The following is a 24,358-nucleotide window of genomic DNA, read 5'->3' on the forward strand; positions in this document are numbered from 1 at the left end:
GAAGCAGATCCCCGACTCAGTCGTTCCTCCTTCTCGAGGATGACGGAGTCGGAAGTTGTAATTAATCACTTCGCCGTCATCCCTTAATGTCAGGATCGAACGTAATAGGGAATCTCTAGTTAACGAATAGGTTAATGGATTCATAGACAAGGAAGAGGCAATGCACAAGAAACCACATCTACCCACCAAGACATGTCCCGTTTGCCTCAAACCATTCTCATGGCGTAAAAAATGGCAACGTTGTTGGGAAGAGGTGATTTATTGCTCTGAACGTTGTCGTCGCCATAAGACAAAACCCACATAATCTCCCTTCATTTAAGAATCTATTGAGAATAACCACTCATTTAACGAGTTAATATTTTATCTGTCAGGTAACTCATGTATAAAGACGACATGAAGATACCTAAAAGAATACAGCCTTTAGTTGACGATGGTTTAGTCGACGAGGTGACAAGCCAACTCATGAGTGGCAAAGAAGCATCTGTGTACATTGTACGCTGCGGCGATACGATCCGTTGTGCCAAGGTATATAAGGAAATTAGCCAGCGCAGCTTTAAAAAAGCGACCGCGTATCGTGAAGGCCGAAAAGTCCGAAATAGCCGCCGTGCTCGAGCGATGGAAAAAGGCTCTGGCTTTGGTCGAGAGCAACAAGAAAAGGTTTGGCAAAGTGCTGAAGTGGATGCCTTATATAAACTGGCAGAAGCGGGCGTACGTGTGCCTGTCCCTTACGGTTGCTTTGATGGCGTGCTGCTTATGGAACTGGTCACTGACGATGATGGTTATGTTGCACCACGTTTGAACGATGTTGTAATGCCACCAGAACAAGCGATTGAAGATCATGCGGTGATGATGACTTACGTGGTTAAAATGCTTTGCGTTGGTTTGATCCATGGTGACTTGTCTGAGTTTAACGTATTGGTTGATGAATACGGTCCGGTGATTATCGATCTACCACAAGCGGTTGATGCTTCGGCGAACAACAACGCTGAGTGGATGTTGGCTCGTGACATCAATAATATCCGTGACTACTACGCTCAGTTTGCTCCTGAATTGGCGAAAACCGAGTATGCCAAGGAAATGTGGGCGCTTTACGAGAAAGGCGACTTAAAGCCAGACAGCAAGCTGACGGGCGAGTTTACAGAAACTGACGATTTGGCAGACATCGAAGCCATTATGCAAGAGATAGATGCTGCGCGAATTGAAGAACAACACCGACGCGAGCGAGCGAAAGAAGAGAAAGAAGGTGTCGACGATACCAAGTTCAATTGGGCAGAGTAATCGTGATGATCAGTTTTGATCTTTAGCTAGATATCAACCATACGTCTTAAAAAGTCAGGCGCTCTTTCAAAAAATAACCCAATAGAGCCTCAACTCTGTTGGGTTATTTTTTTAACACTCATGAAAGACGGCCACTGGTATTAACTACCACTTTAACTGCTCACCATCGTAAGCGTAGAAGTGCCGACTGTTATCAGGTGTAGCAGTGCGAATGATGTCCACCAATTGATGGGCGACATAGCTCGACTCAAACAACTTACCTTCAGGGACATTGGTCTGGAAAGGCTTAGATAAAGCCGTGTCTGCTGTGCCCGGGTGTAGCGCTAATACGGTGCCATTCTTAATGGTGCGTTGCCATTCAATCGACATGGTTTTGATGAACATATTGAGTGCCGCTTTCGATGACCGATAACTATACCAACCACCTAATCTGTTGTCTGAAATGCTACCTACCTTTGCGGAAACTACAGCAAACTTTGGATTGTCGCTCGTTCTAAGAACCGGTGTGAAGTGCTTTGCCAATAATAAGCTGGGTAGGGTATTTACAGAGATGTTTTTCAGAAAAAATTCAGGATCAATCGACGACAAGTTCTTTTCCGGTCCAAGATCTGGAGTGTGGAGCATACCCACGCAGTTGATCAGCCAATCAAGTTGTTCAAACTCAGAACTCAAGCGCTTAATGTCAGCTTCGTCGGTGGCATCGACTTTGTGCCATCTCAAGCGATTGTTTTCTAGTTCCGGCTGTTGAGAGTGGTAAGTCGCGTCTACATGCACATCAAGAAAATCAAACCGAGAGAGCTCAGATAATAGGTGTTTAACCACAGCGAAACCAATACCGCCGCTCCCACCGACCACCAATATGTGTAATCTGAGTTGCTCCACCATTATAAGTCCTCCAAGTTTGTTATTCGTTGTTCAGCAGTATCGAGAATCGCTTGTTGTGATTGCTCGTCCATGTTGTCCCAAGAGCGATATAACATGCCCATACGTGGGTTGCGGTTTAACGCATCGCGATGTTGGTTCATAAAGCGCCAATACAAGCTATTGAAAGGGCAAGATTGTTCGCCGCTGCGTTCTTTTATCTTGTAGTGACAGCCTTTGCAGTAGTCACTCATGCGGTTGATATAGGAACCGCTGGCAGAGTATGGTTTGGTTCCGACGATCCCGCCATCCGCAAACAGTGCCATACCTCGCGTATTTGGCATTTCAACCCACTCTATCGCGTCGACGTAAATACCAAGGTACCAACTGTCTACTTGGTCGGGGTCTATACCCGTAATTAAGCAGAAGTTGCCAGTGATCATTAACCTTTGGATGTGATGCGCGTAAGCAAACTCAAGGGACTGGTCAATCGCATGCTTCATGCAATTCATATTGGTTTGTCCGTCCCAAAAATAATGGGGCAGCTTATTGGTTGCTGAATAATGGTTTTTATTGGCGTACGCAGGCATGTTTGCCCAATAGACGGCGCGTATGTACTCTCTCCAACCTAGAATTTGTCGCACAAACCCTTCGATTTGTGCAATATCGATAGTGGGTGCATTTGGCTTAGAAGGAACTTGATAAGCTGATAACGCAGCACCAATCACTTCCTTAGGGCTCAGGAGTTTACTGTTCAGCGAGAACGAGATACGGCTATGATACAAGCTCCATTTAGAGTCGTGCTCTGTAGTCATCGCATCTTGAAACTGCCCAAATAACGGTAAGCAAACTTGGCAGAAATGAGCGAGCAGAGACAAACTTTGTGCTCGGTTCACCGGCCATAATAACTGGCTACCGACTTGACCAATGGTTTGCACTTGGTGGCGCTCGATACGATGCAAAATGTCTGTTATATCATTGGTAAACATCAGAGGCTGAGGCAGGTTTTCGATGTCTTGTTTCTTGAGTTTCTTTCGATTGTTCGCGTCGTAGTTCCATTTGCCGCCAACGGGCTTTCCGTCTTCTAGCAAAATGTCGAAACGCTTTCTCATTCGGCGATAGAAGTGCTCCATCATGATGTGTTTGTCTTTCGGGAACTGTTGTTCGATCTCTTCAAATGGAAAGAGGAAGTGTTCCGTATCACAACAGCCTTTGGTTGCATTGGTGAGCTTGAGCTTGTTCATCTGCTCTAAAAGGCGATATTCATCTGGCCTTTGATATTCGAATTTCTCAGCGCCGAATTCGTGTACATAGTGCTTTAGAAGTGAATCTAGGTTTTCAAATTGCGTTGTCTCGTCAAGAGTTAGGTGGAGTACTTGATGACCTTGTTCTTTGAGTTCGTTAGCGAAGTAGCCCATCGCGCAGAAAAACGCGGCCACTTTTTGAATATGAGAGGCTACATAATCTGTTTCTTGTTTTAGCTCAGCAATGATGTAAATGACGTCATCGTCAACTTGTTGAAACCAAGAATGCTCAATATTTAATTGGTCACCTAATATAAGTCGTACCGTTTTAAAGTTCATAATGCGTCCTGGTTTGTGAGGCTTGTTGAGATTGCGTTACCGCCTGACCATTGATTGATGAAGGCATGGTCTGGGTCGTACATTTCAGTCTGCTTAGTTAAATCAAAATGGCGTGATTTAGGTTGTGATTGGTTTTTAGTTTCGCTGTTGTGGGCTGGTTGATTGAGAGCCCCGGCGATATAAGCCCAATTACCCCAGTTTGATGCCACGTCATAGTCGACAAGCTGGCTTTCAAAATAGGCTGCGCCGTGTCGCCAGTCGATGCCCAACTCGTAAATCAAACAGCTTGCGGCTAACTGCCTTCCGCGATTGGATATGTAGCCAGTAGCGTTAAGCTGGCGAATACATGCATCGACAATCGGGTAGTTGGTATTGCCACTTTTCCATTTGGCTAAATTCAGGTTCAACGTCGCTGAGGAGTCTGAAGAGTCGAGTTTATGGTTTGAGGTTTCACCGAACAACGACGAACCCAATGACAAACACTTCCAATAGAAATATTCGCGCCACAACAACTCAAAGTAGATCCAATAGGTTGAATCGTTACTGCCATGATCGGCTTCGAACTGTTTTAAATGGCAATAAATCGTTTTAGGCGAAACGCAACCGAGTGCTAACCACGGCGAGAACTTTGTTGAGTTTTCGATGCCGTCAAATGCGTTTCGAGTCTGCTTGTAGTTAAGGGCGTAATCATGTGAGAAGTAGTTATCTAAATGCGCTAGTCCGGCATCTTCTCCACCCAAATAATCGCTTATTACTGCGCTTTCATCATTTGGTGAACTGAATAATGAGATTGTCGATGTCGATGCTAGTCTCACTGCTGGTGGTAGAGCTGAAATAACCGTCTCATTGCGATTAACGTCTAAGTGCCCGACTAGCTTTCTAAACTTGGTAAACGAGCTCGGGACTTTTGATAATTCAAACGGCAGCTCATGTGAGTCAAACAAGGTCGAGTGATGTGGCAAGCATGTTATTAAGTCAGGGTGACGACTTTGTAGTGAATGAATCAATTGTCGCTCGTCGTATCCGCAGTGTGCACTGGCGAAAAAGTGGGTGACGTGCTGTGTAGCAATGATTTGGCTGAGTGTTTGCTCGGCTACGTCTGTTTCTAAATGATTACTGTGAATCACGACAGGCTGCTGACCAAACTTAACTAAATTCGATTCTAGGTTAGTTATCGATTGTGAAACAAAAGTCTGGCGATGCGCGCCATAACTTTGCTCTTGCGCGAAATCAGCAGAGAAATGAAACAAAGTGGGTTCGACAATCACGCAAATGAGATTATCGACGCTCTGTGCAGCGCAATTGAGCAATTGATTGTCGTTGATTCTTAAGTCGTTTGTAAAAAGATAGATACCAATCTTTTTCATTGCTTGCACTCGTGATTTGTTAGTTATTAGACGGTTACGAGTGGATGAGTAAACAAGATCACAAATGATTACGTCAAATGGGTAATGGTTGAATTTGGGGAAAGAAGAGGATTAAAGAAGGGATAGAAGCCAACCAATAATACCGATAGAGGCTGGCAATGCAGGAAGTTTTTAAAGTTCGAACGGCAGTATCTAATCCATTGGAACGATTAGAATATCGACTGGAGATGTGTCGATGATCTGTTTCGAATGGGAAATGATTTTATGCCAAAAATCGTGGTGATGGCCACATAGTAGTAGGTCAACGCCATTTACCTCGATGGTATTTTTGAGCTTATCATTCAAATCTCCCGTTCCCACGAATATGTGCTTGATTGGGTGTTTAGCGTATGCCTCAAACTCTTTCAAATGTTTAACGGAATCTTCATTGATGGGTAGATCGCCTTCATTTCCCTGAATATCAACGAGTTCAGGGTAAATCTCTCCATGCGTGCCGTCGATATAAACAAACGAAATGCCAGCCTCTAGTTTGTTTGCGAAGAAGGTAGCTCGATCAATCAGAATCTTAGTGTCGTCGGACATTTCAACAGCGACCAGAATATGTCGGTATTCCATAATTAAAGCCTCGTGTTATCAGTTATATAACAAGCATAGTTTTTGCTAGCGCAAATGATATCGAAGAGATCTCATATTGCATAAAATCATCATTCAATGATCTTCTAAGCACTATCGTATTTATATCGCTTTGATTGATAAGAAATTTACAAAAGGTTGTTATAGTGGTTGAAGCGCTAGCTTATTCTGTTAGATAGGCTTTACGGTTTAATGCGCCAATAACGAAGAGGCATCAATGACAGCACTACTCACCATTCCCACTAGGACGTTAGGTTTCGACTACGATATTGAGATCCGAGATTGGTCTCAAAAGCTTGTCGGCTTTCATGTGTTTGAAGATGGTAGACGCCCGCTCGACGGTGGTATTGGTTTAAGTCTCAACCTCGTTGAACAATTTGATGTAAATGGTCGTTGGTTAGATTCGTTACCTGCTCGTTATCGTGAAATCACTGATGATTTTCCTGAGTATCAATATCAAATGCTATGGTTGGCTGCGAACACTTATGAGGCAGCACAACTGCTTGAATTAAGGCCAGTTATTTTGGCTTTGATCTGTATGAAATACAGTGTCGATAATCAGAAAGCGTTGGCACTAAGTCGCTTAGGGCAGAAGAAGATCCTTACCAAGTTGGGCTTAGACGACAGCAAGGCGACACTCAAATTCATCGACAAGCTAGAGCTTCATTACAATGTTGGTGATGAACTCGACCACATTGTTCGCATTCTCGAGCCACTGCAAAGACGAGTTCTTAAGTTTAAGCATTACTCAAAAGTTGGATACACAGCCCTGCGTTTGGACCAAGTTCATCCATTTCTAACTGGTAGCAGGCTAGGGATTGCAATGGTGGAAGAGGGCAGACTTAACGCACCGTCGAAGATGGCGATGTTCCAAGATGCGATATTGCTAGGGCAAGATTTGGAGATGGATGATCCACTGCGCGCTATTACCAGTCAGAACTCTTTTGCGATGTTTGAACAGCTCCATGACCGCTGGACGGAGCAACGCCAATTACGTCGTTTGGAGGGTAATCGCCCAATGGATAAAGACATCCCTTATCCTGTCCCTTTACTCGGTAATGACAACATTCACCCGCTTACGGATTATTACGATCTTGAACACGAAGGCATCGAGCAGAAGCACTGTATTGGTGTGTACCATAACCGAATCATGAGCGATCGTTATGTGGTGTTCCGCATGCTCAAGCCTCAGCGTTTAACCATAGGTTTACGTCGCGTCCCGAGCAAAGCATTTCCGTTTGAGATTGACCAAATCTGCGGAAAACGAAATGCTCCTCCGTCGGAATCCGCTCGCCAAGTGATTCACGACTGGTTAGAAGCGAGTAAGCAGAAGTATCCTAAGCAATAGCCATGAAGTAGAAGGAATACAGGATGTTTCAACAAGGCGATTTATGCCCGCATTGTGGTTTGATTATTGTGATGCCTACGGATCTACAAGGTGAATGCCTAGGATGCGGCGAAGAAATTAATCAAGACCCAGCAGACGATTACGACGAAGAAGAGTAGCTTTACCTACACTTAGATTGAACAAGGCTAGGATAGCCGAATTGCTCCCTTTCAAAGGACGAACAAATGCAGAAAGTAATCTTTAGAAATTGCGATGAAACCTCACCTTATTGGGATGAGTTAGAGGGCTTATTTCAAAGCGAATGGTCTGATTTCAAGTTTAAAGATACCTATAAAGAAAACGTACAACTCCCTCCAGTAATAACAGTACTTCGCGATAATGTGGTCATTGGTGGCTTGGCGTATTCCTATTTTCAAGAACCTTACCAAGTTCGGGATGTGGTGTGGATCAACGCCGTGTTTGTCGACCCTCAATGGCGCGGTCAAGGCATTGCAAATCGTGGTGTCAGACAAGTATCTTCTGCAGTGCAAACTCAACTCTACGCGTACACCAATATCATGGGACTCTACCAAGGGCTAGGTTGGTCAGTTGTCGATATCGAATCAGAACCGAACCATAAAGTGATGAGTATTGAGCTTATTCGATAAGCTCGGAATAAAAGCCTGATATTAGGTTATCTGCCGTTCGAGTACTGAACTTTTCCCTTTCATCCAAAACGTGTAAACCTGTTAAATTTTCGTTGAAACTCATGTCGATATCGCCTTTAAATCAAACAACTCGCTGTTGATTAAAACGATCAAGACGATTTATTGCAGCAGTTGTTGAGCACAAAGCCTATATTGACTAGAATGACGCACTTTTTTTATTTACGTACATACAGGTAATGAACATGAGCGATACTAATTCAAGACCAGCTTTACCAGATCATCTTGCAGGCAACCCACGCAGCCCACACCACGTTGCTGAGTGTTTCGAATACCCAATCGGCATTCGTCTAAATGGTAAAGAGCGTACTGATGTTGAAGAATACTGCATCAGCGAAGGTTGGGTTAAGATCCCTTCTCCAAAAGCGCTAGATCGTTTTGGTCAGCCAATGCTTATTACTCTAAAAGGCACTGTAGAAGCTTTTTACATAGACGCATAATCACTTCGTGTGGCTAGCTAATACTTCGAGTAAATAGCTATGTTTGCTTAATTAGCCAACATAAAGCCACCAAGCGTTATTACCTAAAAGGGTCTAGAGAAATCTAGACCCTTTTTGTTTGCATTGATTTTGGCGAACTTCTTTAACTAATAGCCCAAACCACCTTCATAACTCCACAGATTCAACCAAAATTGTTGTTATTCACTATGCATTCGCACTAATAACAAAGTTGTTGTTGGTTGATTTATGTTCGCTCGCTCTTTTCGGATTTACTCATACTCGAAAGTTCTGATGTTTAATTAAGCAGATGCAAACAAAAATATGAAGCGCAGTCTAATTAAATGAAACTAATATGCTGTATTTAAAGTTATTTTTTGTTAATAACTACCTCTATCACAGAAATTAATCATGAAGCACATACAATTCCCTTTATTTCGAATGAGCGATAAATTTTTTCGTTCGAGCATTTAAATTCTTCCTTCGCCCAATAATTATGAGGTTCCTATGTTTGGAATATTCAAACCTATGGCGCATATCGATCGCTTGTCATCAGATAAGATCGATAGCACCTACACACGACTACGATGGCAGCTGTTTCTCGGCATCTTCGTTGGCTATGCGGGTTACTACCTAGTCCGTAAAAACTTTAGTTTGGCGATGCCTTATCTCATTGAACAAGGTTTTAGCCGTGGAGAGCTAGGGGTTGCATTAGCGGCGGTATCTATCGCTTACGGCTTATCTAAGTTCTTAATGGGCAGTGTTTCTGACCGTTCTAACCCTCGTTACTTCCTCAGCGGTGGCTTGTTAATGTCGGCACTGGTGATGTTCTGCTTTGGCTTTATGCCTTGGGCAACAGGCAGCATCACTGCGATGTTTATTCTGCTGTTCTTGAATGGTTGGTTCCAAGGTATGGGTTGGCCGGCTTGTGGACGAACCATGGTTCACTGGTGGTCTCGCAAAGAACGTGGTGAGATCGTATCGGTATGGAACGTTGCTCACAACGTGGGTGGCGGTTTGATTGGCCCGATGTTCTTGTTGGGGCTGTGGGCTTTTAACGACGATTGGCGAACCGCTTTTTATGTTCCTGCATTTTTTGCCACTCTCGTTGCTGTCTTTGTTTGGTTTACGGTAAGAGATACACCTCAATCTTGCGGCTTACCACCGATTGAAGAACATAAAGACGATTACCCAGACGACTACGATACGTCTCATGAGAAAGAAATGACGGCGAAAGAGATCTTCTTTAAGTACGTTTTCTCAAACAAACTGTTGTGGTCAATCGCGATTGCTAACGCGTTTGTTTACCTTATCCGTTATGGCGTACTCGACTGGGCTCCGGTTTACTTAAAAGAAGCAAAAGACTTCTCTGTCGATAAATCATCTTGGGCTTACTTCCTGTATGAGTGGGCAGGTATCCCTGGCACCTTATTGTGTGGTTGGATTTCAGATAAGCTATTCAAAGGTCGACGAGCACCTGCAGGTATCTTGTTCATGGTTCTAGTGACAGTCGCTGTGTTGGTATATTGGCTGAACCCTGCGGGTAACCCAACGGTTGATATGTTGGCACTGGTTGCGATTGGTTTCCTTATCTATGGCCCTGTAATGCTGATCGGTTTGTATGCACTGGAACTTGCACCTAAGAAAGCTGCAGGTACAGCGGCTGGTCTAACAGGTTTGTTTGGTTACTTAGGTGGCGCGGTTGCTGCGAACGCAATACTCGGCTTTATGGTTGACCATTACGGCTGGGATGGCGGCTTCATTATTTTGGTCGGTGCTTGTGTGGCTTCAATCATCTGTCTGCTTTACGCGTTCTTAGGTGAACGTGCGCACCACAAACAAAAAGATCTCGAACGAGAGAAAGAAGCGCTAGCTCAGTAGTGTATTTACTGAATCACATCTATAAATAACAACAGAGGCAGGTATATCCTGCTTCTGTTTTATCAAGGGGAAACAATAATGAAAACAACGTCACTGTCTCTGACCTTATTAGCACTAAGTTTATCTGCAAATGCGTTCGCTGATCCTTTAGTGATTGCGCATCGCGGCGCTTCTGGTTATTTACCTGAACACACATTACCCGCTAAAGCGCTCGCTTATGCGATGAAACCCGACTACATCGAACAAGATGTCGTGATGACCAAAGACGACCAATTGGTGGTTTTGCATGATCATTATCTAGACCGAGTTACCGATGTCGCGGATCGCTTTCCAGACCGTGCTCGTTCAGATGGCCGTTTCTATGCGATTGATTTTACGCTCGCTGAGATCAAATCCCTAAAAGTGACCGAAGGCTTTAACCTAGATGACCAAGGCAACAGAGTGGCAGGGTACCCAACGCGCTTCCCAATGTGGCAGTCTGATTTTCGCGTACCAACGTTTGCTGAAGAAATCGAAATGATCCAAGGATTGAATAAGACTCTTGGTTACGATATAGGTATCTACCCAGAAATCAAGGCGCCTTGGTTCCATCGTCACGAAGGCAAAGACATCTCCAAAGCTGTACTTGCGACCTTGCATCAATATGGTTACCTATCAAAAGACGACAAAGTGTATTTGCAGTGTTTTGACGCCAATGAACTTCAACGCATCAATGATGAACTCATGCCTGCGATGGAAATGGATCTTAAGCTCGTTCAGTTGATGGCTTATACAGATTGGAATGAAACCATGACGTACCAAGGCGACAAAGCAACGCCGTACAGTTACGACTGGATGTTTGAAGCAGGTGGCATGGAAAAAGTGGCGACTTATGCGGAAGGAATAGGCCCTTGGAAGCCAATGTTGGTGGACGATGCATCAACCAAAGATAACATCATTATTAAACCGTTAATGAAGTCAGCAAAAGACGCGGGCTTAGACGTTCACCCGTACACGTTCCGTGCCGACCCGGGAAGAATCCCAGCTTATGCTGATAACTTTGATGGCATGTTGGATGTCTTCTACAACCAAGTCAAAGTCGATGGTGTGTTTACTGACTTCCCAGACAAAGCGGTCGACTTCTTGAACCGTTAATATCCTGCCAATTACAAGCGACTATTAACGAGATATTCAGAGCCAAAAGCACACACTAAAGCTGTTTTTGGTTCTTCTTTCACTTTTTTGTATTGGCCTCGAAATCCTTCCGATATTCTTCTTTCTTAGCCCACATTTTGATATTTACTCGGTTTACAGCAATAACCTGACTTGATAGGTTACTCCCAATGCAGCCAGATGCTTAATCTATAAGTATTTATCGGCTCAACCTGATATTGAATTTGGAAAGATCATGGAAGAAAGAAGCAAAGCTTATCTTGATAGCTACCTCAACACATTGCCAGCAGACGTTGCTTCGCAATACACCTCTTTCAGTGCCGACTATTACTGTGCTGATGAATACAACGCCAACCTCTGCGCTCAGTTGATTCTCAAAGGTGAAAAACAAGCGTCCTGCAGCCTTGAACATTGGTACAGCCATGAAGGAGAGACGAGACCAGTCGTTGGTCACTTGCAAGTTGTCACCGATTGGGATGGCAAGCCCGTCTGCATTGTAGAGATTACCTCGGTGTCGTCGTGCAAATACAACGAAGTGACGGCGGAGTTTGCTGCTGCAGAAGGCGAGGGTGACAAAACACTAGAATGGTGGAGAGAAGCACACTGGAATTTCTTCTCTCGTGAATGTGAAGAGCTCAAGATCTCACCAAGTGAAGACATGTTACTTATGTTGGAGCGTTTTAAAGTGGTTTATAAATAGTGAAGTCCCAGCGCGTGATGTGTTGAATCGGAAGGCATGGCACTTGAGCCTTCATTTGACCAATACAAGATAACTAACAATCAAAAGGAGAGTGATGTGAAAATAGCGATATTGGATGACTACCAGAACGTCGTTAAAGACCTCGACTGCTTCAACAAACTTGAACAACACGATGTCACGGTATTTACCCAGACTTTCTCAGAGCAAGAGCTCATCGCTAAGTTGGTCCCGTTTGAAGCCATTGTGCTCATTCGTGAAAGAACCGAGATCACCGAATCTTTGTTATCGCAGCTGCCAAACCTCAAGCTGATTAGCCAGACGGGCAAAGTGAGTAATCATATCGACCCGCAAATGTGCGAGCGATTTGGTGTTACCGTTTTAGAAGGCCGAGGCTCGCCAGTTGCACCCTCTGAATTATGCTGGGCATTGATTATGGCTGCATCGCGCCACATTCCCACTTACGCTTCAAACCTTAAACAGAACCAGTGGCAGGATTCTGGCTCGTTAGGGCTAGGTCGAACTTTGAAAGGCTTGAAGCTAGGTATTTGGGGCTACGGCAAGATCGGCAAATGCATTGCACAATATGCCCAAGTATTTGGGATGTCTGTCGTAGTGTGGGGTAGCAAAGCTTCACGCGATCAGGCGCAAGCAGATGGTTTTGAAGCAGCAACAACCAAACAAGACTTCTTCCGAGAAGTTGATGTGTTTTCTTTGCATTTACGTTTGAATGGTGCGACCAGAGGATGTGTTACGGCACACGATCTAAGCTTGATGAAGCCGGACTCACTGTTTGTGAACATCAGCCGTGCCGAGTTAGTCGAACCGATGGCCCTGTATCATGAACTACGCGAGATACCGACCAAAACAGCCGCTATTGATGTGTTCGATTGTGAGCCAGTAACTACAGACTCCGAACCGCTACTGTCCTTACCAAATGTCACTGCAACTCCACATTTGGGCTATGTTGAACAAAATAGCTACGAACTCTACTTCGATATCGCCTTCGACAACATTCTGTCCTATCAAAGAGATGGCCTATAAAGGCGCGATGGCTTTTTGAAGGTGCGATAATTAATGCAGGAGGCAAGATGACAAAGCTAATCGAATTAACAGAAGTAGTCTTATTCGACTGGGGCAATACGCTGATGGTCGATTTCCCAGACGCACAAGGGAAGATGTGTGACTGGGAAGTTGTCGAAGAAGTTGCAGGGGCGCGTGAAGTGCTGGCTGCGCTTTCGAAACAGCACAAACTCTATGTCGCAACCAATGCCGCTGACTCTACAGAACAAGATATCATTCAAGCATTTGAACGGGCTGGTCTGTCTCAGTATCTCTCCGGTTACTTCTGCAAGGCGAGTCTTGGCGTATCCAAATACGATTCTGATTTTTATCCTGCCATCATTTCCAAACTCGGTGTAGCACCACAAGATATCACCATGGTGGGTGACACCTTAGACAAAGACATTTACCCAGCACTTGAAGCGGGTTTGAAAGCGGTGTGGTTGAACACGGAGGGCGCTGATCTTAAGTCAGGGCATCCGAATGTCATGCAAGTTCAATCCCTAAACGAACTGTTGGAGAAGTACCATGGATGATCACTCTGAGATCTGGCGTCAGTATTACCAAAAGGCACTAAGCAAACCTCATTTAAAGAGAACTGAGTACGCAATTAAACTGAATGAGTCAGGCTTAAATGTTGCGATTGATTGTGGTTGTGGAACAGGTAGTGACATCGCCTTTTTAGAACAGCAAGCGTATCAAGTGTATGGCTTCGACGTTAATCCTGATTCGATTGCACTATGTCGGGATCGTTTTGGTCGCAAATCTTTGGTCGAGATATCTGAAAGTGGATTTGAACACTATGATTACCCGAAATCTGGCGTAGTGATTGCCAATTCGAGTCTGTTTTTTGCTGATCCAACCCATTTTGACGAGGTTTGGCACAATATTGAAAACTGTCTTGAAGTGGGAGGCGTGTTCGCGGGCGATTTCATGGGCGTCGATGACAGTTGGGCACATGGCTATCGAGCCCCAACAACGCCGTTAACAAAAGCCAAAGTACTTAGCTTATTCAACGACTTTGAGATAGTACGATTCCATGAGCGAGACGAACAAGCACTCACGTCGCTGGGTAGGATGAAGCATTGGCACACTTATTCGGTTGTTGCGATTAAGCGCTGTTAAAATATCAGTATTTAAAATTCGTTTGGATGCATGTCTGTTTTGACGCCAACCTCTCATCTCTTTGTTATTTAATCCTCTAAGCTAACTCTAGTTTCCACTATGAGGGCTAGGTTATGAGTATCGAACGTCACGTAATATCAGTTGGAATTGAACGTGTTAGCGGTGAAACTATCGTTGTGTTCAAAGCGAAAGGTAAACTCACACACGATGACTATCAAGCAATGATGCCAATTCTAAATACTACGCTAGAAGAACTCGATTCATCTAAACTCAAGATGCTGGTCGACATCTCTACCTTAACGGGTTGGGAGTTACGTGCTACTTGGGATGATTTCAAACTGGGATTAGAGCTCAATTCGAAGATAGACAAAATCGCGATTTATGGTAATAAAAGCTGGCAAGAATTCGCTTCAAAAGTAGGGAGCTGGTTTGTGTCCGGTGAGATAAAGTCATTCGAAGACCATGACTCCGCTATCGAGTGGCTAGTTGATTAATTCAACCACAGTTCAGTTCTTATGACAGCTGGCGAGTGTTCTACTTGAAGGCTGTCGTTTATCGACTCTCAAAGCCATTTCCTAAGCAATTCAATAGAATATGTTCACTTCTGGATGTAACATACGCCTAGCGCGATACGTTGTGCTAACCAAAATAATAAACACAATAACAAGGTTTAAGAACATGAATAAGGTAATTGATAAGCTCGCTTGGATATTCATTGAAGATGGCAAGTTGCTGATGGTGAGATCAAAAGGCAAAGAGCTGTTCTACTTGCCGGGCGGAAAGCGCGAAGCAGGGGAAAGTGACGAGCAAGCACTGGTTCGCGAAATAAAAGAAGAGATCTCAGTAGATTTAATGCCTGATTCAATCAAATACGTTGAGACGTTTACAGGCCAAGCTGATGGCAAAGCGGAAGGCGTATCAGTGCAATTGACTTGCTATCTTGCTGATTATACTGGCGAACTGTCTCCAGATGCCGAAATCGAAGAGCTTAAGTTTGTTGATGGCAACGACAGAGCGGTATGTTCATTGGCAGCACTGGTTGCGCTTGATTGGTTAGAAGCAAACCAGTATTTGGCTTAAGGTTTTAGCGGCTATTAGCTAACGCTGAAGATTGATCTTCAAAAGATCATCGCTTACGAATAGCTTGAAGGGCGGCTGTCTTTCATCAACAGGTCGAGTTTCCTTTGAGCTTTCTTCGTGTCTTGTAAATCCACCACCTCAATCATTTCACACTCATCTCGTACCATCTCATTAATCAGGCTTGGATAGTGTCTGCAATCTTCTGGTCGGTCTAAGTAGATGCTGCATGTGTACTTGGCTTGAGCCTTGGTGTCTTTCGTCGGAACTAGTTCCAGAAAAGGGCAGCGAGTTAAACGTTCACCAGATTCAGGGTCGAACCAGATCTCGCTTCCTCGGACATACTCAAAGATGTCTGGGTTGAACAACTCCCACAAATCAATCTCTTCTTGAGTCGCGGCAAGGTCGCCATCTCCGTATTTGATACAGCATTTTCCGCATTGATTACAATCTTTCATTATCGACTTCATAAGTTGGTGAGCTTTTATCATTTTACCACTGATAGGCGTGGCACGTTGATTTTGTTGTTCATGGTTAAGCCGTTACGGGGCGGGAACTTGGAATAGCGGTACTTAAAATCAATTTATCTATGAACCACCACTCCAATCCAAGATGTAAACAGTGATACAATTTGCGCCTCTCACGTTATTCAAGCAAAGGCATCAAAATGAGAACCGTATACACCACCGAAGGCGACATTAACGCAAAGAAACAGAAAGACGCTTACCCAAAGTTGGCGTTATGTGATAACTGCGTTCGAGACTATGTGGTGATTGCTCAAGGAGAACGTACCTATAAGCCTTGTGCGAAATGTGGCGCAGACGATTAATGCGCCTTGATAAATACCTTTGTAAAAGCACAGAACTAACAAAACTCGAAGCCGTTCAGCGAATCCAAAACGGTGAGGTGAGTGTGAACAGCGTGGTTGTGCTAGACGAGTCTACTCAGGTTCATGAAAGTAACGCTATCCTGCTTAATGGTGATGCATTAACGCTACGAGAGTTTAGATACATCTTAATGCACAAGCCTGCGGGCACCATCTGTTCTAATATCGACGAAGTGTACCCATCGCTTTTCAATTACCTAGAGTTAGAGAAAGCGTCTGAACTGCACATCGCAGGGCGCTTAGATGCAGACACTACAGGCTTAGTCTTAATTACCGATGATGGGCGATGGTCATTCAATATCACGCTGCCAACCAAGTCATGTAAGAAGGTGTATCGCGTGACATTGTCACGAGATATCAAAGACGATGTCGCAGATAAATTCAAGGCGGGTGTTCAGTTGCAAGGCGAGAAAACCCCAACGCGCCCAGCAGAGCTAGAAGTGGTAAGCTCGAAAGAAGTGCTCTTGACCATTACAGAAGGCAAGTTTCATCAAGTAAAACGAATGTTTGCTGCGGTAGGAAACCGAGTTGTTGGCCTTCACCGTGAACAGATTGGTGATGTTCGTTTGGATGTTGAAGCAGGCCAGTGGCGTTATCTAACTAAAGCCGAAGTTGACTCATTTCAGCAAGACTCTGAATAAACGCTGTAACCACTTAAAGCGTTAAGCGTGTCAGCACCAGAATATCAACACTATAAGGATATAGGATGGAAAACCTCAAAGTCTCAGAAATTAAGTCTTTCGTACCCGCGAAAGACTTCGATTTATCCAAGCGTTTTTACCAGTCAATCGGCTTCGAGCTGATGTCTGAATTTCACGATATCGCCTATCTACGACACGGCGGTTGTGCGTTCCTTCTGCAAAACTTTTATGAACCTGCGCACTGTCACAATTACATGATGCACTTGCTGGTTGAAGACGTAAAAAGTTGGTATCAACACATCCAAAACTCTAATGTAGTGTCGGAATTTGAAGTTACCGTTTCCGAGGTTGTTGAACAGCCTTGGGGAATGCTTGAGTTTTGTATCACCGACCCAAGTGGTGTGTTGTGGCGTATGGCTGAAAACATCAGGTCGAGCTGATTCATCCAACTTGCATTGATAGTATGTCTAGGTTCACGGTGCTTTTCTGTCCTATTTGCTAGAGTGACAATTCAATGAGCATGGAGGTTTTATAATGGGAACTGTAATCGGTTTGGTGATTTTAGTTGCTATAGATTGGTATCTTGTTCGTAAAACAGGGCTTCATATTCATAAATGGATCTCTAAAAAGTATGCCGCGTATCTGTCGGAGAAGGGAAATCAAAAATAGCCTTTCTTATTAAGTCATCGGTATAAAAAGCGTTATCTGCTATTCATTTTACACACATTGCAAAGATTGGAGGATTTATGAAAGGTAAAGGAAAGTGCCTATGTGGCTCGGTTGAGTTGGAAGTAGAGTACGCCAGTAATGAATTGGGGGCTTGTCATTGTAGTATGTGTAGAAATTGGTCGGGCGGTCCGATGTTAGCCATTGATTGCGCTGATTCTGTCAAAATATCAGGTGAATCAAATGTAGTGAGATATAAGTCATCCGATTGGGCTGAGAGAGGGTTCTGCGGTAAATGTGGTACTCACTTGTTTTACTTTCTGGTGCCAAATAATCAGTATCACCTTCCTGTCGGTTTATTGATGTCTGGGGATGACTACAAGTTAACTCATCAGATATTCATCGATGAAAAGCCCGAATACTACGAATTTAAAAATGAAACACAAAATATGACTGGTGCAGAAGTATTTGCCCACTTTGAAAGTGGAGAGTAGCACTTAGTTTTTGTTGGCTTAAGACTAATTCCCAACACTCGGTATTTTCAGTTGCGTCGAGTTTTGTGTTTGCAGTGTAATGGTTTCGGTTAGGTGTTGCTCACGCTTAACGTCCCAGCATCAACCCCCAATTTGAAGTGACTCGAAACTCGATTGTGTGAACTGCTAATAGTTGAATGGTTACTCTAAAGTACACTGAGTTTTCTAACGGCTCTTAGGGGGGCAGAAATGACAGATATGGCAATATCAAGCTACCTTGGCTGGTTGTTACTTCTTATAGGTTGTTATCCTTTCTGCCTTGTTGGTGTCAGTATGTTTTTCTATGATGCAGAGCGTAAACAAGCATTAAGGTGGTTGAACGGCGTTAGTTTTCTATTGGCTGTATTCCTTCTTTATATGCATATGCAAACAGAAGTTATCTATGGTCGGGAACTGCTCGAAGCCTGGTATCGTGATAACCCAGGAGATAGCCCTCAATAGAAAGCACATAACAAGCGCTTATTATCTATATCAGCATGATGCTAAACGATTGGCATTTCCAGTTCGAATCAACTTTAGTGTTTTCGGTACAATGGTTGAGGTTAGGTGGTTGCTATGTCAGCCACTTAAAGCGGCGATAACTCGTCTATCCAATTATGCTTATCTGAGTGAACCATGTTCTCTTATAAGTATAGCTCACCATTTTTGGCATCAACTACGTACGGTTTTTGACTGGTAAAAAGAGTTACTTAATGTTGGTAATTACTTAGGTTACTATTTAGCAAAGTATTGATTTGATATACAAAATTTTTGGACGAAGGTTATGAGAAAAATAATATTAAACATTGTCTTACTATCGGTGTTTGTTGCGTCTTTATTTCTAACAATTTCATCAGCAATAGACATTTCAAAAGAAGTGACAGTAAAGCTCCATGAGTTTGATTGGAGTGGTGTCTCCGGTGTAATGGACATGGTCATGGTTATTTTAACTTTCGTCTTACTGGTTGGACTGAAACAAGGTTCGAAATCTATTGAGGAATCGACCCGAAGTCGTAACGCCGAATTGTTGAATTGGGCGATGGAAGAGATGTCAGCATTAAAACCTGCGATTAGGTTGGTGACAGACGCTCACAAAAGAGAGCCTTATAGTCAGGTAACTAGTGACGTTAGTGTGGATTATGTATCGACATGGAGCAAAGAAGAATTACAAGCAGCTCAAGCTGTAAGTGTCGCGTTGCAGAGAATGGGGTACTTTGCTACTCATGATTTGGTATCAAAAAAGCATTTTCTGAATCTTTGGGGGCCTTTATATCTATCATGTTGGTACTCACTCGAAGGTTGGGTTAAACACAAGCGACTTCAACTTGATGAACCTTTTGATATCGCTGATGGTGCATACTCGAGGCTGTACTTTGAAAAATACGCCATGTACTGTGAAGAAAAGTTACCGCCTTTGTTATTGAATAATACAAGAAAGCAGTTTGGCTTAGAGCCAATGGTTCAACCCAAAGCCCACATTAAGTTGGGCATAAAATTGAAAGCAAGGCTCACAGAAAAGGTTGATATCTAACTACTCACCACACAATACTTTTTGGAATCAAAGGGGCTTGTTAGCTTGATCAACACATAAATGCTAAGAGTGTATTGGCTGATCGTATATTGAAGAATGTTTCTTCAAAGGGAGATGCATGTCATTGGTTATGTGTAATGGAGAGAATAAGGGAATAACGAAAGTTTTAATTGCGGGGGCTAGTGGATACATTGGTCGTCACGTTACATCGCTATTCACAAAAAGTGGCTTTGAAGTTTTTACATACGGTAGAGACAAAGTCGTCACACCTCCTATAGTTGGGTTAATAGAAGATAGAGCTGACTTTGAAGGCTTCTTTGACGTGGTTGTGAATTGTGCGCGTCCACATTGGTCACAATTCTCCGCACATGAAATAGCCGATGTGGAGCAGAAATTGCTCTCTGAGTTAGACCTACTTGCCGCTAAAGGCGCAACAAAGATACATACATCAGGTGTTTGGCTTTTTGGCAACGCATCTAGCGCTGATTTGAGACAGTTTAGACTGAAACCCTTAGACGCCGTTAGATTAGACGTAGAAACGATACATAGCGCTATTAGAAACAGGTGGCACGTCGTCTACTGTCCTAGTTTGGTTTATGGCGGTGAGGATTGTCAGCTAAAACGAATTGTAGAACCTTTCGCTAGCCAAACGATTCAAGTAGGTGTGCCGTCTATAGGCTATAACCAATATGTTCATGTCTACGACATTGCGAAGTTCTATCTACTTTTGGCGCAAGGCCGAACCTTAGAAAAGCAGCATTTTATTGCTGAGACGCAAGGCTATAGTCCTGCAGAGTTCGCTCGACTCTTACTAGCTGCAAAAGCTGTAACAAAAGTAAGAAAGGTCCGTTGGGAAGAGTTTGAGTCAGAAAATGGCTCTATGGCCGTTGGTATTGAACAACTGAATCTAAAATTACCAATTAGTTCTTCGTTTGAGGCTACTGAGTCAATTAGTGAATATATTGAAAATTACATATAGTTGAGTGCTTATTTCTAATTACCAACCCTAGTTACTTTTAGTTGAGTTTAGTCTCTCCGGCGTCTGTACTTAAGTTAATCGGTAGCGTCACAATAATTTCCTTTCGTAACAGATATGAAGCTACCGAGTCGCAGGAATAGATCTTTTTGTAGAGCTGAGTCCGAGGTCAACGTTATCTTTGAGTTAGCTCTATATCATTGAATGACAAGCGTGCGTCACACCTTTGTTTGGCGTGAGGATTAGTTCAAACATGGAGTGAAAATATGCAGTCAGATTTTTCTAAATTAGCGACAACCGATTACGGAAACATACTAAGTAACGACCACTTTATTAACTTTAATATTGGTCCTCTTTGGCTGGGAATGCCCAGAATTTTTGGAGAGGCGTTTACTGTCCAGTTAACGTCTGGTGATAATTTAATGCTTCATTCTGCAATATACGAAGCACCAGAAGGTTCCATCATTGTAGTGGATGGAGTTGATAGCGAATATGCAGTAGCTGGTGGTAATGTCTGCGCAGTCGCTAAGAGTCGAGGTATCAAAGGTTTTATTATTGATGGTGTCATTCGAGATTTGAGTGAAATTTCAGATATGAAGTTTCCAGTTTTTGCGAAAGGTGTTCATCCAGTACCGGGAAAGAAAGAGGTCTATTCTGAATTGGGTGCTCCAATCACTTGCGGGGGAGCAAAGGTGTCTACGGGAGATATCATTGTTGCTGATGCAGAGGGTATTGTCGTTATTCCTAAATCAAGAAAAGACGAAGTGTTTCTAATGGCTTCAAAGAAAGCAAGTGACGAAGCTTCATTAACACTCGCTGAGTGGGAAACGAGTCATAGGGCTAAAATAGCCCAAGCAATAACGTCTGCGAAACAAAAAACTTAATTGGTGCAGCAAGCTGATTTGTAACACGTGGCATTTGTCATAAATTAACAGGCGTTAGGCGACAACGAATAAATTCATCCATGGAGAAGAGAGTGATCGTACGGACTGCGACGAAAGAAGACTCAAGTGTCTTGTTAGAGTTTATTGAACAAAAAGCTGACTTTGACCGGAGTATGAAAGGGTTTAGTGGTGAAATCTCGACAACTATAGAGAAAATCGAACGCACATTATTCGGTGATTACGCATTTGCCCATGCATTAATATTGGAACGGAATTGTGAGCCTTTTGGCTTCGCACTGTATCACTATCGATATTCATCCTTCAGTGGAGAGCCATCAATCTGGCTTGACGACCTATTGGTAACAGGAAATCAAAGATCAAAAGGGTATGGCCGTGAACTTATGTTGGCTTTAAAGTCACAAGCGGAGTCATCATATGCCTCTCACATCTCATGGACGGCAAGTCCACATAATAAGAAAGCGCATGATTTCTACAAAAGGTTGGGTGCAGAGGTTGAGCGAATGGATGGTCAAAGACCTTATTTCCGTTTGGCAATGTGCGATTCGTAAATGAATCAAAAGGGAACTATGAAAATAACGACGCTGGTTGACAACTCTCGATTGGATAACAGGAAAGATTTAGCCGTTGAGTGCGGACTATCACTGCATATTGAAACTGAATCGCTAAAGATCTTGTTCGATATGGGAAGTGGCGATACGTTTTGTCAAAACGCACCATTACTGGGTATTGATATCAAAGATGTAGACCTCGCTGTCATATCACACAGGCATCATGATCATTGTAATGGCACCGCTGATTTTGTTGCTCATAACTCTAAAGCCAAAGTGTTTCTGAAAAATTGCGAACAGAAAAGCTATCATTTCCGGGCTTTCGGTTTCAAAAGTGATGTCGGGATCAATCCGGACTTACTAGAAAACAGCAACGAGCGGTTAGTCTTCGTTAATCGTACGACTGAGATCGCCTCAAATGTCTTTGCTATCACAGATATTAGCGTGAAACACGAACAACCTAAGGGTAATAAATACCTTTATACACAGTCGAAGAATCGACAGGAGCGCGACTCATTTGATCATGAATTACTGTTGGTGATTAAAGAGAAAGACGGTTTAGTTATATTCACCGGTTGTGCTCATAGTGGCGTTCTCAATATGGTTGATACAGCCGTTACTTTGTTCCCAGAAGAGAGAATAAAAGCCGTTGTCGGAGGGTTCCATCTTGTGGGGTTACCATTATTCAATAGTATTGGCGGAACGAAGCAAGAGATTAGAGAGCTTGGGTTGACGTTGTCTCAATATCCCATCGATAAACTGTTCACAGGGCACTGCACAGGCAAGAAAGCTTATGGCCTGTTGAAAGACGTATTAGGCGAGCGTCTTGAGGCAATGCCGACAGGTCGATGTATTCATGTGTAACATTGGTAAAAAACTCAGCTTGATGTTAGTTAGGTCACGATGAATAAACAAAAACTAAAGAACCTCATTCAACAAGTTCCAGAGCTAATCGAAACAGCGAAAGCATGTCATGAAGTCGGCTTACCAAACTTTTATATTGCCGGCGGTGCTATCACTCAAATAATCTGGAATGATATTGAAAACAAACCGCTTCTAGAGCAAGTTAAAGACTTCGATGTTGTCTATTTCAATAGTACCTCAGCTATCACCGAAGGTGAGTTCAAAAACCGCATTCGTTCGCGGTTAAGCCATCGTGTCGACGTGGATGTAAAGAACCAAGCGATCATCCATGAGCGTTACGCTAAGAAGTTTGGTTGCGCCATTCAGCCATACGAACGTGTTGAGCAAGGTATCGAGTCTTGGCTTTCTGCGTTTGCTATTGGGTTTACTCTGGATGATTCAGGCGATATAAATTTGTTTGCTCCATACGGTGTGGAAGACGCGTTTGATATGCTGATTAAACCGAATAAGCGAGCAATGACTCAATCAAATTACAATAAAATGACCACTGGATATAAGGTTCGATGGCAGCAAGTTAACGTACTCCCTTGGGATTGAACGATAGAGTTTGCGAGATGATTCTCAACATTTGGTATTTAACTCGGTTTGGGGTCAGTGGTAAGTTTGAAAGCAATCTCAGCATTGTTAGTCATTTAGCTGTACGTTTGTCCCTTGGTAAGAATTAAGGAGTTTTAAGTGAGTCAGGAAGTAAGAGTAGGTGTCGCTGCGGTTATTCTCCGCGAAGGCCGAGTGTTACTTGGAGAGCGAATTGGTTCTCACGGGGCTCATACTTGGGCTACGCCGGGCGGACACCTTGAATGGGGTGAGAGCATTGAAGGTGTGCCAAGCGCGAAACATTCGAAGAGACAGGCTTAGTTGTTAATGCATTTGAGAAGCTGACTTTTACCAATGATATTTTTGAGAAAGAGAACAAGCACTATATAACGCTGTTTGTTGTTGCTTCTGATGCTAGCGGCGAACCAGAGGTAACAGAACCTGATAAATGTAAGCAATGGAAATGGTTTAAGCTAGATGAGTTACCTGAGCCATTGTTTCTTCCTCTGACGAATCTGTTGAGCGATTCGGTCATCCTTGGGAAGCTGGCTTAGTAAAACAGATTCTCCTCATATCTCTAATTGAATGACTAAAGGATCAATGATGACATTACGAGTAGTTCCAGAGCTTTATTGTTTCGATATTAATGTGAGCAAATCCTTCTTTGTCGACGTGTTAGGGTTTGAAGTGAAATACGAGCGCCCAGATGAAGAGTTTACTTATCTAACGCTTGATGGTGTTGATGTGATGCTTGAAGGGATTGCGGGCAAAAGTCGAAAATGGCTTTCAGGTGATCTGGAGTTTCCGTTAGGGCGTGGTGTTAACTTCCAATGGGATGTTATCGATATCGAACCTCTATATCAGAGAGTTAACGAAAGTGCCGCTGATTCTATTTATCTAGCCTTAGAATCAAAGTCTTATCAATGTGGGGACTCGATCGCGACTCAGAAGCAGTTCATCGTTCAAACTCCAGACGGTTATCTTTTTAGGTTCTGCCAAGATATTCTTTAACACATAAACTTTATTGGCT

The 24,358-nt window shown here is 43.3% G+C and carries 31 protein-coding genes and 1 pseudogene; 27 read left to right on the forward strand and 5 right to left on the reverse strand.

Annotation, left to right across the window (positions count from 1 at the left end; all coding sequences use genetic code 11):
• Positions 1 to 160: 160 nt before the first annotated feature.
• Together AB4180_RS19330 and AB4180_RS19335 are read left to right on the forward strand one after the other, a co-directional pair.
• Positions 161 to 304, forward strand: a complete 144-nt coding sequence (locus AB4180_RS19330; protein ID WP_076671818.1) for a DUF2256 domain-containing protein — start codon at positions 161 to 163, stop codon at positions 302 to 304.
• An 89-nt stretch (positions 305 to 393) separates the two neighbouring features.
• Complete coding sequence (locus AB4180_RS19335; protein WP_080544715.1) at positions 394 to 1,278, forward strand: PA4780 family RIO1-like protein kinase; 885 nt, start codon at positions 394 to 396, stop codon at positions 1,276 to 1,278.
• A 144-nt stretch (positions 1,279 to 1,422) separates the two neighbouring features.
• On the opposite strand, the gene AB4180_RS19340 is transcribed toward AB4180_RS19335, so the two are convergent.
• From AB4180_RS19340 to AB4180_RS19355, 4 genes are all read right to left on the reverse strand, one after another.
• Entirely contained in the window at positions 1,423 to 2,163 is a 741-nt protein-coding gene (locus AB4180_RS19340; protein WP_102248877.1) for an SDR family oxidoreductase, read from the reverse strand.
• Positions 2,163 to 3,722: a cryptochrome/photolyase family protein gene (locus AB4180_RS19345; RefSeq protein ID WP_102248878.1), complete on the reverse strand. Its 1,560-nt coding sequence runs from the start codon at positions 3,720 to 3,722 to the stop codon at positions 2,163 to 2,165. Before AB4180_RS19345 ends, AB4180_RS19340 begins: the two co-directional genes overlap by 1 nt.
• Positions 3,719 to 5,089 carry a DASH family cryptochrome gene (locus AB4180_RS19350; protein ID WP_102248879.1) on the reverse strand — a complete coding sequence of 457 codons (1,371 nt, stop codon included), beginning with the start codon at positions 5,087 to 5,089 and terminating at the stop codon, positions 3,719 to 3,721. Before AB4180_RS19350 ends, AB4180_RS19345 begins: the two co-directional genes overlap by 4 nt.
• A 192-nt stretch (positions 5,090 to 5,281) precedes the next feature.
• Positions 5,282 to 5,704, reverse strand: coding sequence for a universal stress protein (locus AB4180_RS19355; protein WP_012604051.1), 423 nt, complete (start codon positions 5,702 to 5,704; stop codon positions 5,282 to 5,284).
• Between the two features lie 235 nt (positions 5,705 to 5,939).
• On the opposite strand from AB4180_RS19355, the gene AB4180_RS19360 reads away from it, so the two are divergent.
• From AB4180_RS19360 to AB4180_RS19415, 12 genes are all read left to right on the forward strand, one after another.
• Positions 5,940 to 7,070 carry a PcfJ domain-containing protein gene (locus tag AB4180_RS19360; RefSeq protein ID WP_102248880.1) on the forward strand — a complete coding sequence of 377 codons (1,131 nt, stop codon included), beginning with the start codon at positions 5,940 to 5,942 and terminating at the stop codon, positions 7,068 to 7,070.
• 23 nt (positions 7,071 to 7,093) lie between these two features.
• Positions 7,094 to 7,228 (forward strand): hypothetical protein, encoded by a 135-nt coding sequence (locus AB4180_RS19365; RefSeq protein WP_017059202.1) that lies wholly within the window; start codon positions 7,094 to 7,096, stop codon positions 7,226 to 7,228.
• A gap of 66 nt (positions 7,229 to 7,294) precedes the next feature.
• Positions 7,295 to 7,717: a GNAT family N-acetyltransferase gene (locus tag AB4180_RS19370; protein WP_102248881.1), complete on the forward strand. Its 423-nt coding sequence runs from the start codon at positions 7,295 to 7,297 to the stop codon at positions 7,715 to 7,717.
• A gap of 242 nt (positions 7,718 to 7,959) precedes the next feature.
• The gene (locus AB4180_RS19375; protein WP_017059204.1) at positions 7,960 to 8,214 is read left to right on the forward strand and encodes a DUF3297 family protein; all 255 of its coding nucleotides are present in this window, start codon (positions 7,960 to 7,962) and stop codon (positions 8,212 to 8,214) included.
• Between the two features lie 504 nt (positions 8,215 to 8,718).
• Positions 8,719 to 10,092, forward strand: a complete 1,374-nt coding sequence (gene glpT / locus AB4180_RS19380) for a glycerol-3-phosphate transporter (protein WP_029235560.1) — start codon at positions 8,719 to 8,721, stop codon at positions 10,090 to 10,092.
• Between the two features lie 78 nt (positions 10,093 to 10,170).
• Positions 10,171 to 11,226, forward strand: a complete 1,056-nt coding sequence (gene glpQ / locus AB4180_RS19385; protein ID WP_102248882.1) for a glycerophosphodiester phosphodiesterase — start codon at positions 10,171 to 10,173, stop codon at positions 11,224 to 11,226.
• Between the two features lie 253 nt (positions 11,227 to 11,479).
• Entirely contained in the window at positions 11,480 to 11,944 is a 465-nt protein-coding gene (locus AB4180_RS19390; RefSeq protein WP_012604043.1) for an ASCH domain-containing protein, read from the forward strand.
• A 96-nt stretch (positions 11,945 to 12,040) separates the two neighbouring features.
• Positions 12,041 to 12,985 (forward strand): D-2-hydroxyacid dehydrogenase family protein, encoded by a 945-nt coding sequence (locus AB4180_RS19395; protein WP_102248905.1) that lies wholly within the window; start codon positions 12,041 to 12,043, stop codon positions 12,983 to 12,985.
• A gap of 47 nt (positions 12,986 to 13,032) precedes the next feature.
• On the forward strand, positions 13,033 to 13,539 hold the full coding sequence (locus AB4180_RS19400) for an HAD family hydrolase (RefSeq protein WP_102248883.1): 507 nt from the start codon (positions 13,033 to 13,035) through the stop codon (positions 13,537 to 13,539).
• Entirely contained in the window at positions 13,532 to 14,128 is a 597-nt protein-coding gene (locus AB4180_RS19405) for a class I SAM-dependent methyltransferase (RefSeq protein ID WP_102248884.1), read from the forward strand. The genes AB4180_RS19400 and AB4180_RS19405 overlap by 8 nt, the downstream gene beginning before the upstream one ends.
• A gap of 113 nt (positions 14,129 to 14,241) precedes the next feature.
• Positions 14,242 to 14,622 carry an STAS/SEC14 domain-containing protein gene (locus tag AB4180_RS19410; RefSeq protein ID WP_102248885.1) on the forward strand — a complete coding sequence of 127 codons (381 nt, stop codon included), beginning with the start codon at positions 14,242 to 14,244 and terminating at the stop codon, positions 14,620 to 14,622.
• 184 nt (positions 14,623 to 14,806) lie between these two features.
• Entirely contained in the window at positions 14,807 to 15,208 is a 402-nt protein-coding gene (locus tag AB4180_RS19415; protein ID WP_102248886.1) for an NUDIX domain-containing protein, read from the forward strand.
• A gap of 53 nt (positions 15,209 to 15,261) precedes the next feature.
• On the opposite strand, the gene AB4180_RS19420 is transcribed toward AB4180_RS19415, so the two are convergent.
• A complete protein-coding gene (locus tag AB4180_RS19420) occupies positions 15,262 to 15,663 on the reverse strand; it encodes a YkgJ family cysteine cluster protein (protein WP_017065706.1) in 402 nt (133 codons plus the stop codon).
• 209 nt (positions 15,664 to 15,872) lie between these two features.
• Here AB4180_RS19420 and AB4180_RS19425 point away from each other — a divergent pair, with 209 nt between their 5' ends.
• The 13 genes and pseudogenes from AB4180_RS19425 to AB4180_RS19485 all read left to right on the forward strand — a co-directional run bounded on the left by AB4180_RS19425 (position 15,873) and on the right by AB4180_RS19485 (position 24,339).
• Positions 15,873 to 16,034: a hypothetical protein gene (locus AB4180_RS19425; protein WP_012604036.1), complete on the forward strand. Its 162-nt coding sequence runs from the start codon at positions 15,873 to 15,875 to the stop codon at positions 16,032 to 16,034.
• Positions 16,007 to 16,732: a pseudouridine synthase gene (locus AB4180_RS19430; RefSeq protein WP_102248887.1), complete on the forward strand. Its 726-nt coding sequence runs from the start codon at positions 16,007 to 16,009 to the stop codon at positions 16,730 to 16,732. The genes AB4180_RS19425 and AB4180_RS19430 overlap by 28 nt, the downstream gene beginning before the upstream one ends.
• Before the next feature lie 65 nt (positions 16,733 to 16,797).
• Positions 16,798 to 17,172, forward strand: a complete 375-nt coding sequence (locus tag AB4180_RS19435) for a VOC family protein (RefSeq protein WP_102248888.1) — start codon at positions 16,798 to 16,800, stop codon at positions 17,170 to 17,172.
• A gap of 306 nt (positions 17,173 to 17,478) precedes the next feature.
• Positions 17,479 to 17,892 carry a GFA family protein gene (locus AB4180_RS19440; protein WP_102248889.1) on the forward strand — a complete coding sequence of 138 codons (414 nt, stop codon included), beginning with the start codon at positions 17,479 to 17,481 and terminating at the stop codon, positions 17,890 to 17,892.
• Between the two features lie 228 nt (positions 17,893 to 18,120).
• The gene (locus tag AB4180_RS19445; RefSeq protein WP_009846834.1) at positions 18,121 to 18,372 is read left to right on the forward strand and encodes a hypothetical protein; all 252 of its coding nucleotides are present in this window, start codon (positions 18,121 to 18,123) and stop codon (positions 18,370 to 18,372) included.
• A gap of 322 nt (positions 18,373 to 18,694) precedes the next feature.
• On the forward strand, positions 18,695 to 19,441 hold the full coding sequence (locus AB4180_RS19450; RefSeq protein WP_017061792.1) for a hypothetical protein: 747 nt from the start codon (positions 18,695 to 18,697) through the stop codon (positions 19,439 to 19,441).
• 118 nt (positions 19,442 to 19,559) lie between these two features.
• Complete coding sequence (locus AB4180_RS19455) at positions 19,560 to 20,420, forward strand: NAD(P)-dependent oxidoreductase (protein WP_012604028.1); 861 nt, start codon at positions 19,560 to 19,562, stop codon at positions 20,418 to 20,420.
• A gap of 263 nt (positions 20,421 to 20,683) precedes the next feature.
• Positions 20,684 to 21,301 carry an RraA family protein gene (locus AB4180_RS19460; protein WP_102248890.1) on the forward strand — a complete coding sequence of 206 codons (618 nt, stop codon included), beginning with the start codon at positions 20,684 to 20,686 and terminating at the stop codon, positions 21,299 to 21,301.
• An 80-nt stretch (positions 21,302 to 21,381) separates the two neighbouring features.
• Positions 21,382 to 21,870, forward strand: coding sequence for a GNAT family N-acetyltransferase (locus tag AB4180_RS19465; RefSeq protein ID WP_102248891.1), 489 nt, complete (start codon positions 21,382 to 21,384; stop codon positions 21,868 to 21,870).
• An 18-nt stretch (positions 21,871 to 21,888) separates the two neighbouring features.
• Complete coding sequence (locus tag AB4180_RS19470) at positions 21,889 to 22,734, forward strand: MBL fold metallo-hydrolase (RefSeq protein ID WP_102248906.1); 846 nt, start codon at positions 21,889 to 21,891, stop codon at positions 22,732 to 22,734.
• A 39-nt stretch (positions 22,735 to 22,773) separates the two neighbouring features.
• A complete protein-coding gene (locus AB4180_RS19475; RefSeq protein WP_065678030.1) occupies positions 22,774 to 23,331 on the forward strand; it encodes a nucleotidyltransferase family protein in 558 nt (185 codons plus the stop codon).
• Between the two features lie 138 nt (positions 23,332 to 23,469).
• Positions 23,470 to 23,882, forward strand: a pseudogene (locus tag AB4180_RS19480) (nucleotide triphosphate diphosphatase NUDT15).
• A 49-nt stretch (positions 23,883 to 23,931) separates the two neighbouring features.
• Positions 23,932 to 24,339 carry a VOC family protein gene (locus AB4180_RS19485; RefSeq protein WP_102248892.1) on the forward strand — a complete coding sequence of 136 codons (408 nt, stop codon included), beginning with the start codon at positions 23,932 to 23,934 and terminating at the stop codon, positions 24,337 to 24,339.
• Positions 24,340 to 24,358 lie beyond the last annotated feature (19 nt).

The organism is Vibrio sp. 10N.286.49.C3 (genome assembly GCF_041469545.1).
Taxonomy (GTDB): Bacteria; Pseudomonadota; Gammaproteobacteria; order Enterobacterales; family Vibrionaceae; genus Vibrio; species Vibrio tasmaniensis_A.